Here is an 8,560-nt window from a genome sequence, read left to right on the forward strand (position 1 = left end):
ATCCGCGTCGACGGCAAGGAAGTCAGCAAGGGGCGCGTCCCACGCTCGGCAGCGCTTACCTTCACTGCCAATGACGCCTTTGACGTCGGCCGTGACAGCTATTCCCCCGTCTCACTTGCGTATTTCGACCGCAAGCCCTTCGCCTTCAATGGCAAGATCCGGCGTCTGAAGGTCGACTATCTGGACTGAGCGCCGACCAGCCGGAGGCGGCGAACACGATCTTCGCCGCCTCCCTTCAAGTTCCGACAGCGCGGAAACTCCACTCTCCGAAGCCGCTGCTGAATCACGAAAGGGCAATTCAATGATGAGTGACTTGCGTTTGGTTTTTCCGCTGCACTCTCGACGCCGCCGGCCCCGGCCACACAGGATAGCGCTCATATATTTAAAGGATACGGATCGACAAAAGTGCTCGTAAAGATTGTTTTTGCCTCCATGGGCGTCGCGTTCCTCGCCCTGACATCGTTCGGGGCGCAGGCCATGCCGACGTCACCCGCCCTTTCACGGGCAACAGCTTATGACGTCACAAAGGTCGCGGGCGGATGCGGCGTCGGCTACTATCGTGGCCCGCTCGGCGGCTGTGTCCGGGTTGGCGGGGGCGTCGTCGTTGCGCCGCGACCCTTGTTTGTCGCTCCTCGCTCGGTCGTCGTTGCTCCCCGGCCCGTTGCGGTCGCTCCTCGTACCGTCGTTCGCCCGCGTCCCGTCGTCATCGATCGACGGCCGATTGTGATCCGTTAGCCCGTGCCATGCTTGAGAAATTAGTCTGAAGCGCAGGAAGTAAAATGCCTAAATATTTGAACTTCATGGCCGCGCTTGTAACGGGCTTCGGATTGCTGGCTGTCCCAGGGGCGGCGCAGGAAAACTCCGTCACGGCCATCGACATCGCGCTGGAACCGGACGCAATAATGATCAAACACGCGGAGGATGCCAATGGCCGCCTACGCAAGGTTTTCCCAGAGGGCTACGCTTTAAATACAACACACCGCCCGCACATCACGATGCTACAGCGGTTCGTCGAGACGGCAGCCCTCGACAAAGTCTACGCCGCGGTTGGCGATGTCCTGGCCGCGGAGAAACCGGCCGGATGGACAATGAAGGCGGTCAAGTACGACTTCCTCGTATGGGATAAGACCGGTGTGACCGTGATCCTAATAGAGCCGACTGACCAACTCATCCGATTCCAACAGAAGCTTATCGATGCAATTGCTCCCTTTACCGTCGAGAAAGGAACGGCAGCTGCGTTCTTCACCACGACCGACGACCGCGAAATCGGCCAGCCAACGATCGATTAGGTGGCTAAGTACGTTTCGGCCTCAAGCGGCAAAAGACTCGTGCCACACGTCACGGTCGGCGTCGCCTCCCCGGATTATCTAAAGGCGCCAAAAGCTGACCGTGGCCTATCGGCGCTAACGCCTTCTCACTGCTAGGTCGATCCAGATACAGAGAAGAATGCCGAGCCCATAGGCCGCTAAGTTCCAGAGCGAGAACACTCTGCCAAGCAGCAGGGCGCCGGATGTCGTCAACCTGAACGCGTCGAGCCAAGATGTATGATAGAGGCGAAACAGTTCAACGCTGACCGCGATCAGCGCAGCCAGCATTGCAAGTTGCGCGGCAGGCCGCCGGACGGCGGTGGCCGCCAACAGCAGGTAGACCATCATTCCCCAAAGCAGCGAGCCACCATACTGTACGACCACGAAGGGCAGGCCAAGACCTGGGCCGAAGCGCCTCAAGAGTAGTCCCGAGGCGATGATCGAGGCGGCCAGGGCAATCGTCACCAGACGCGATCGCGCCGCTACCTCAACCATGGTCGATCCTGCCCACTAGCGGGAATGACAGCCTGAAGGCCGCACCATCCGCATTGTCCAGAAGCGCGATCGCGCCACCATGGGCCGTCAACATGGCGCGTACGATCGATAGTCCCATTCCCGTGCCGCCAGCGTCACGTCGCGTCGTGAAGAAGTGGTCGAAAATCCGGGCTCGGTTGTTGGGCGAAACCCCACTGCCATTATCCTTAATCACCAGGTCGAGCCGATCTTCATCCGCGCTCGCGGTGACCTCGATCCGCGTTGCGCCATGATGGAGCGCATTGTCGGCCAAATGGGACAGGATGATGCGGAGGTTCTCGGCGGAGATGCGGATGGCGCGGTCGAGAGCGCCATCGGCGCGAATGCCGAGCGCCGGAAAAAGGCGTTGGAGATCGTCGATCACGGGTGACAGGTCCGTCGCGCCCCGGTGGGCGCATTTTCAGCTCGCGCGAGTTCACGCAGGCGGTTGGTGATCGCCGTTAAGCGATGCGTGTCGGAGATGATGTTATCGAGGAAGCGGCGCCGGTCATCGTCGGTCATCGAGCGAACGGAGCAGGCGATGTCGTCGCGCAGGAGTTCGGCTGCCCCCTCGACCGACGTCAACGGCGATTTCAGTTCGTGCGAGACATGCGCCGCGAAGGTCGCGATGAAGTCGGAGCGGTTGTTGAGGCTGCCGGCCATATCAAGGAAGCTTTGCGAAAGTCGCGCGAACTCGGCTGTGCCGTGATGTTTCAGCGGGCGCATGGCGCTGCGGTCACCATGTCCGATGGCCGTCGTCCGCGCGATCAGCTCATGAACCGGGCGCGTGATGGTGCGATGGAAGGCGAGACCGATCAGAATGGTCAGCAGAGCGATGGAGGCGCCCGCCAGCGCGACCTTTCCACGCTCCTCGTAAAGATGGCGAAAGACGTTGCTCGGCGTGCGCGAGGCGTAGAGGACGCCCGCGACATGGCCCCGCATGGTGATCGGCATGGCCGAGAAGATACGAATGCTCGTGCCGCGACTGAGCGAATAGAGTGGCGGCGGCGCATTCTGCGAGACACGCTGCCGAAGAGCTGCCTTGAAGCGTCCTTGCAGGGCCTCCGCAACCTCCTCGACATGGGCAAGAGAGAGACCGATCTCCCCTCTCCCGGCGATCACGACGCCGTTCGGATCAAGCAGGCGAAAGCCCGTCAGCGTGATGCTTTGCGTGTCCGCCAGCAGGGGAGACAGGCGCTCGCCGGCAGCCTTGAAGACTGGGCTGACAGGTTGGGAAGCCGGCAGTGCATCGGGCCTGCGGCCAAGCAGACCGCCCCGAGCGAGGTCGAGGTTAGGGATGATCGGCTTGAAGGGCTCAGCCTGTTCGGACGGCGCAACTGCCGGAGCACGTTGTCCCAGGGTGATATCGGGCGGCAGATGGCTGTCCAGATCGCGCCGGATCGACGCTGCCAGGGCCGCGCTTTGCGCGATCAGCTCTGCCTCTGTCTGGTGCACGAGCTGGTTTTCGTAGATCCGAAAGAAGAATAGTCCGACGAAAGGCAGGGCCAGCACGGCGGTCCGCATCATGAAGACGATGAGGCTGAGGTTCGGCCTCCACTTCGGCGCCACTCGGACCGGCAGAGCGTACTGTGCTGTCACGTCGACGCCTCGCATCGCCCTAGCCTGAAACCCACGCCATGCACGGTCTCGATCGTGTTCTTGCAGCCCACCTTCAGAAACTTGCTGCGGATGTTGCGGATATGACTGTCGATCGTCCGGTCGGAGACATGGATCGCGCCGCCATAGGCGCTGTCGAGGATCTGCTCCCGGGTGAAGACCTGGCGCGGCCGGGCGATCAGCATCCGCAGGACCGCGAACTCAATCGCCGTCGGGGACAGCTCGCCGCCATCGAAGTGGACCATATGTGCTGCGGAATCGAGCCTCAATGCGCCCCAGGACAAGGCAGCCTCGGCCGCCCTGGCCGCGGCCCCGCTGGAGCGGACGCGCTTGAGAATCACAGTGACGCGGGCGACGAGCTCGCGCGGGCTGAACGGCTTGGTGACGTAGTCGTCGCCACCGATCTCCAGCCCAAGGATGCGGTCGATCTCGTCGTCGCGGGCCGAGAGGAACAGAATCGGCACCTCGGAGAATTTCCGGATCTGCCGGCAGGCCTCCAGCCCGTCCATCTCCGGCATGCCGATGTCGAGGACGACGAGATCCGCCGGGCGCTGCCTGAAGGCGTCGAGGACCTGCACGCCGTCGCGTGCGACCGCCGTGGCCATGCCGGCCTTTTCGAGTGCGAAGCAGATCACGTCCCGGATATGGCTGTCGTCGTCGACGACCAGAATGCGCGCGCTTGCCGCGCAGACGCTGGGCGATCGCACCAATGATGTCGACGCGCTCAAGACCCTGGTTGAGGCCAAATTCGTCGACGGCCTGCGCTCCGTCGCTGCGACGATGTCGCTGCGCGACCTGCAGGAGCAGCGCGCCGAGTTCGTGAAATCGGTTCAGGCCGCCGTGGCGCACGATCTCCAGTCCAACGGGCTCGAACTGGAATCGGTCTCGCTGACCCGGCTCGACCAGACCGACATCAAGCATTTCAACCCCAACAACAGTTTCGACGCCGAAGGCCTGACCGCGCTCACCAAGATCACCGAGGAGCGCAAGCGCGAACGCAACCAGATCGTTCGCGACAACGAGGTCGAGATCGCGACCAAGGACCGCGAGGCCTCGCTGCGGCGCCTGACCATCGAACGCGAGCAGCGCGACGCCGAACTGAGTCAGGAGCGCGACATCGCCAACAAGACCGCCGAAACGCGCGCCGAAGCTGCCAAGGCGGAGCAACTCGCGCGCCTCTCGGAGGAGACCGCGCGCCTCGACACGGAACGCGGCATCGCCGAACGCGACGCCGAGGCGCGTCAGGCACGGGAATCCGCTCGCATCGCCGCCGAGCGCGGCATCGCGGAGCGCGAGGCCGAAGCGCGCAAGATCACCGAGACGGCCCGCATCGAGGCCGCCATCGCCGTCGCCCAGAAGACCGAGGAGGAGCAGGCCGCCCGGGCCAAGGCCGACGAGGCCAAGGCCGGCGCCATCACGGCCGAGGAACAGGTGACGACCGCCCGCGAGGTCGAGATCGCCGAGCGCGCCAAGCGCATCGCAGTGATCGCCGCCCGCAAGGAAGCCGAACAGGAGGCCACCGCGATCACGGTCAAGGCCGAAGCGGAGCGCGAAGCCGCCGAAAACCTCGCAGCCGCGATGAAGATACAAGCGGAGGCGCAAGCCGAAGCCGCCAAGATTCGGGCGACCGGTGTGATCGAACTCGGCGAAGCCGAGGCCCGGGCGGAGCGAGCCAAGAACGAGGCCCGCAACGCCCTTGCCGCGAACATCATCGAGTTCGAACTGGCCAGGGCGCGCGTCGAGATCGTGCCCGAGGCGCTCGCGCAGGCGATGAAGCCGATCGAGAAGATATCCGATATCCGGATATTCAGCACCGGCGGACTCATGGGCTCCTTCGGTGGCGGATCGGGCGAGCAGGGCGGCAACCCGGTCGGCGACCTGTCGAGCCAGTTGCTGAGCTTCACGGCACAGAAGCCGATCCTGGACGAGATCCTGGCCCAGGCCGGCTTCAAGGGGGCGGACCCGACCCAGGCTCTCCTCGCCGCCTCGCTCGGTGGTACTGTCGGGGGGAGCAGCAAGCCATCTCCCCGACAGGTTACGAAGCCAGCCGAAGCGGGAGACCGCGAGCCCGCTTGACCCCATCGATCGGGTGCAGCCTGTTGAATGGCTCAAGCGAGCGGGCAGACGTCATGGAATACCTGCGCCAGAAGATACCGCTGCAGGCGGCTCGATGGGAAACCGCTCGCTGCCTGATAGGCGTGTGCTCGACTGGTTGGATGAGCAGTCTGGGGTGAGAGCATAGCCCTCACGCCGTCTTCCCGCGGTAGTTCCGAAGAGTTCGGCTCATTGCCCGCGCCTTGAGGGAATATCAGCTTACGCCTTGAACCGGACATCCCTTCCGCTTCCCTTCGAATGATGCGCATTAGCGCCAGACTCGAGGGACTCTATCCTAGCCTCGCGCGCCTCAGCGCCGAGGTACGTTCGCCCTCGCTGTGTTCTCCTCTCTGACAGAATGGCCAACTATCGATCGACCATTCTCACAGGAGCGCCTCCCTTGCCGCTACAAGGGCTCGGTCGATTGGATGATTTATGGGAACTCTGCCTGTCCGCTCCTATCGCAGCGAGGTCGGTGCGGAGTTCTGCTTCAGCTTGGCGATCGCGTCGCGTATTGGCCCGAATGGCCCGTAGCGATGCTGATCCGCGCTGAAGCCATCGGGATACGGGCCGTAGGGAGCGTCGACCGGCTTCAGGAGCAGGTCAGGAAAGTCCTTCTCCAACCCCGGTTTGATCGGCCGAGGGTGCGAGAGCATGTAGGCGGCGACATCCCACGCTTCCTCGACGGAAAGCTGCGGATCGGTAAAGTCGGTGCCGTGAGGCATGTTGAAGTGGATGAAGTTCGCCGCCACGCTCAACCGAGCCATCCCGGCTCCATTGTTGAAGCTGTCGTTGCCCCAAAGAGGTGGGATCATATAGCCGAAGTCACTGGTCGGCAGGTTTCGTCGCACGCCCAAGCCGTCCGTGCCATGGCAGGCTGCGCAAACCTTCTGGAACACGCCTTGCCCCCGCGCCGGATCGGCTGCGCGGGACAATTCGGGCATAGAACCGGCTCCGAGCCCCGACAGCGTCTCGCCCTTTGAAACATTGCTGGAGAGGAAGTCGATATAGGCAACCAGGGCCAGCATTTCGGGCGCGTCGTCGGGCATCGCGCGTCCGTTCATGCTGCGTGTCATGCAGGAGTTCAGGCGATCCTCGACGGTAATCTGCCCGCCCGTCCGGCTGCTGTATTGCGGAAACAGGTGAGCCAGCCCGAACAGCGGCAAGCCGAATTTCCGGGTCCCTGCTGAGAGGTGACAATTGCTGCACGACAGGTTGTTCCCGGCGTAGCGCTGGCCCGGGCTCTCCACGTTCGGCCCGATCAGCGAGGGGGTCGCGACGATGAGATCGCGGCCCTTCTTGACGAGCTGATCCGCCGCGCTGTTGGAAAGCGCCGCCACGTCCGGAACGGTCCACTCGGTTATCTTCTGATGAGACTGAGCAAATGCGCCGGCAGTGCCGATGAACGCGGCCGCAGCAATCAGCGGGACGCCGACAATGTTGAGGGTTGCTCTGACGAGGTCCATCATAATCTCCCTGTGACCACCCGAGCCCTGGCTTCGGCGCCGAGGCATCGCGAAGCGGATCGTACATGATCGATCCAATGAGATGTATTGCCGGCTGGGTTCGCCGCGGCGCGCGATGCAGAAGGGGCCAGCGCGGAATGCGATCCGCCGACCCACGGAGTCTGAATAGGGTGGTTTATAGGGTGGTTTGCGCCAATCGCAGCCATTGGGCGGTCGCCTGAGAGCGGACATTCATAGGCGCGAACGCGGTCGCCTGCCGTACCCGATCCTCATGCCCGCAGGTCGCCGCTGACTTGTGATCGCCTTCGCAACCTAACGTCTAGCCGTCCCTTGCGGGCCTGGTCGCGGGTTCGCTCACCCATGGCGGCCGAGTGGGAGATCCCGAAAGTGGTCGAGGCGTGGGCGCGCCAGTCGAGCCCGGCTTCGGCGACCAGCGCATTGCGATCGATGGCCGCGGCGTAAACCCCGGCCGACACCGTGCCGGCGCCGAAGGCCGTCACGGTATTCGGCGTCAGATCGCCGAAGCCATAGCGCCAGCCGAGCAGACTCGGGGCGAAGAGCGGCATCGTGCCGAGTTGCGCCTCAGCGCGCAGGACCAATGTCGTGAATCCGTGATTCTGGTCGCCGGGGAAGACGCATCGCGCCGCAGCGCCGCCCTGCTCGACGTCGGAGCCGCTCGAGACCCGCAGCAAGGCGAGTTGGGCGAAGGGTTCGATGGCGAAGCGCTCATAGGTGAACGGATAGCCTAGCTCGGCGAAGGCCTGCGCCACCCGGCTGCCGCGGTCCGAGCGCAGCGTGTCGCCGAATCCACGGATCTGGACCTGGGGGGCAGGCTGGTATCGCCGAACGAATAGCCCAGCCCGCCGTCGAGCCGCCAGGTACCGAAGTGCGCACCGGCATAGAGCGCGGCGTGGCCGCTCTCGAGCCGGCCGGAAGGAAGCCTGGCGTCGACATCGAAGTTCGGCCGGGTATAGCCGCCGGCAGCGCCGACCTTGAGCAAGCTCGCGCCGGTATCGTAGAGCTTGACGTCAGCGCCGAGGATGGCGCCGCCGGTGCGGTGCGACAGCCCCGCCGCCTTGCCGTCCCCATCGGTGTTCGCCTGCGCTTCCACCGCCTCGCCCCAGATGGCGAAGCGCTCCTCGAAGCGCGGCGCCGGCATCAGGATATCGATAAACTCCCACGGGATCGGCAAAACTTCGTGAAGGATCCCGATACAGATAAGCGTGTCTCGCGGGCCAACCCCGATCACGAGATAATCCGGCCGGTTGTTCCCGGCCTCCGCGTTATCGAGTAGGACCTATGGGACCGGGTAAGGGCGGTGCAGGGTGAGTACAACAAATGGGACGTTCCCCTGTGGAACAGGAAGCGACCTAGAAGCTTATTCGGCGGCCTAGGCCGATGTGGTTGCTGCGGGGGCAGCGTTCCTGCCGAGCGGTCAAGCGGAGAGCTSGGGGCTTTGGCTGTTTGCCTGGTTTTCGGGGTGGATCTTTGTGAGCAGGTGGCGCTTGCGCTCTGAACGATCGAAAGCCCGCCTTTTGAGGGGCGGGCTTTTGATTTGGTTGC

The 8,560-nt window shown here is 63.7% G+C and carries 11 protein-coding genes; 4 read left to right on the plus strand and 7 right to left on the minus strand.

The features are described 5' to 3' along the window. The 3 genes from AB4Z10_RS29540 to AB4Z10_RS29550 all read left to right on the plus strand — a co-directional run. On the plus strand, positions 1–189 hold a 189-nt coding region (locus tag AB4Z10_RS29540; protein WP_441473967.1), incomplete at its 5' end, for a hypothetical protein. Between the two features lie 288 nt (positions 190–477). Then, a complete protein-coding gene (locus tag AB4Z10_RS29545; protein WP_441473977.1) occupies positions 478–735 on the plus strand; it encodes a GCG_CRPN prefix-to-repeats domain-containing protein in 258 nt (85 codons plus the stop codon). A gap of 44 nt (positions 736–779) precedes the next feature. Beyond that, a complete protein-coding gene (locus AB4Z10_RS29550; RefSeq protein WP_441473968.1) occupies positions 780–1,289 on the plus strand; it encodes a hypothetical protein in 510 nt (169 codons plus the stop codon). Positions 1,290–1,403: 114 nt separating this feature from the next. Here AB4Z10_RS29550 and AB4Z10_RS29555 read toward each other — a convergent pair whose 3' ends face one another. From AB4Z10_RS29555 to AB4Z10_RS29570, 4 genes are read right to left on the minus strand one after another with little or no spacing between them, the layout of a single operon-like run. Next, positions 1,404–1,802, minus strand: coding sequence for a ribosomal maturation YjgA family protein (locus tag AB4Z10_RS29555; RefSeq protein ID WP_441473969.1), 399 nt, complete (start codon positions 1,800–1,802; stop codon positions 1,404–1,406). After that, on the minus strand, positions 1,795–2,205 hold the full coding sequence (locus tag AB4Z10_RS29560) for a sensor histidine kinase (RefSeq protein ID WP_441473970.1): 411 nt from the start codon (positions 2,203–2,205) through the stop codon (positions 1,795–1,797). The genes AB4Z10_RS29555 and AB4Z10_RS29560 overlap by 8 nt, the downstream gene beginning before the upstream one ends. Continuing rightward, the gene (locus AB4Z10_RS29565) at positions 2,202–3,419 is read right to left on the minus strand and encodes a histidine kinase dimerization/phospho-acceptor domain-containing protein (protein ID WP_441473971.1); all 1,218 of its coding nucleotides are present in this window, start codon (positions 3,417–3,419) and stop codon (positions 2,202–2,204) included. The genes AB4Z10_RS29560 and AB4Z10_RS29565 overlap by 4 nt, the downstream gene beginning before the upstream one ends. Then, positions 3,416–4,144 carry a response regulator gene (locus tag AB4Z10_RS29570; protein WP_441473972.1) on the minus strand — a complete coding sequence of 243 codons (729 nt, stop codon included), beginning with the start codon at positions 4,142–4,144 and terminating at the stop codon, positions 3,416–3,418. The genes AB4Z10_RS29565 and AB4Z10_RS29570 overlap by 4 nt, the downstream gene beginning before the upstream one ends. Here AB4Z10_RS29570 and AB4Z10_RS29575 point away from each other — a divergent pair. Further along, the gene (locus AB4Z10_RS29575) at positions 4,107–5,513 is read left to right on the plus strand and encodes a flotillin domain-containing protein (protein WP_441473973.1); all 1,407 of its coding nucleotides are present in this window, start codon (positions 4,107–4,109) and stop codon (positions 5,511–5,513) included. The two genes, AB4Z10_RS29570 and AB4Z10_RS29575, sit on opposite strands and share 38 nt — an antisense overlap. 476 nt (positions 5,514–5,989) lie before the next feature. On the opposite strand, the gene AB4Z10_RS29580 is transcribed toward AB4Z10_RS29575, so the two are convergent. From AB4Z10_RS29580 to AB4Z10_RS29590, 3 genes are all read right to left on the minus strand, one after another. Further along, on the minus strand, positions 5,990–6,997 hold the full coding sequence (locus AB4Z10_RS29580) for a c-type cytochrome (protein WP_441473974.1): 1,008 nt from the start codon (positions 6,995–6,997) through the stop codon (positions 5,990–5,992). Between the two features lie 269 nt (positions 6,998–7,266). Continuing rightward, the gene (locus AB4Z10_RS29585; RefSeq protein WP_441473975.1) at positions 7,267–7,767 is read right to left on the minus strand and encodes an autotransporter outer membrane beta-barrel domain-containing protein; all 501 of its coding nucleotides are present in this window, start codon (positions 7,765–7,767) and stop codon (positions 7,267–7,269) included. Beyond that, positions 7,743–8,246 (minus strand): autotransporter outer membrane beta-barrel domain-containing protein, encoded by a 504-nt coding sequence (locus tag AB4Z10_RS29590; protein ID WP_441473976.1) that lies wholly within the window; start codon positions 8,244–8,246, stop codon positions 7,743–7,745. The genes AB4Z10_RS29585 and AB4Z10_RS29590 overlap by 25 nt, the downstream gene beginning before the upstream one ends. Positions 8,247–8,560: the final 314 nt, after the last annotated feature.

Source organism: Allobosea sp. RAF48, assembly GCF_052114025.1.
In the GTDB taxonomy this organism is placed as follows: domain Bacteria; phylum Pseudomonadota; class Alphaproteobacteria; order Rhizobiales; family Beijerinckiaceae; genus Allobosea.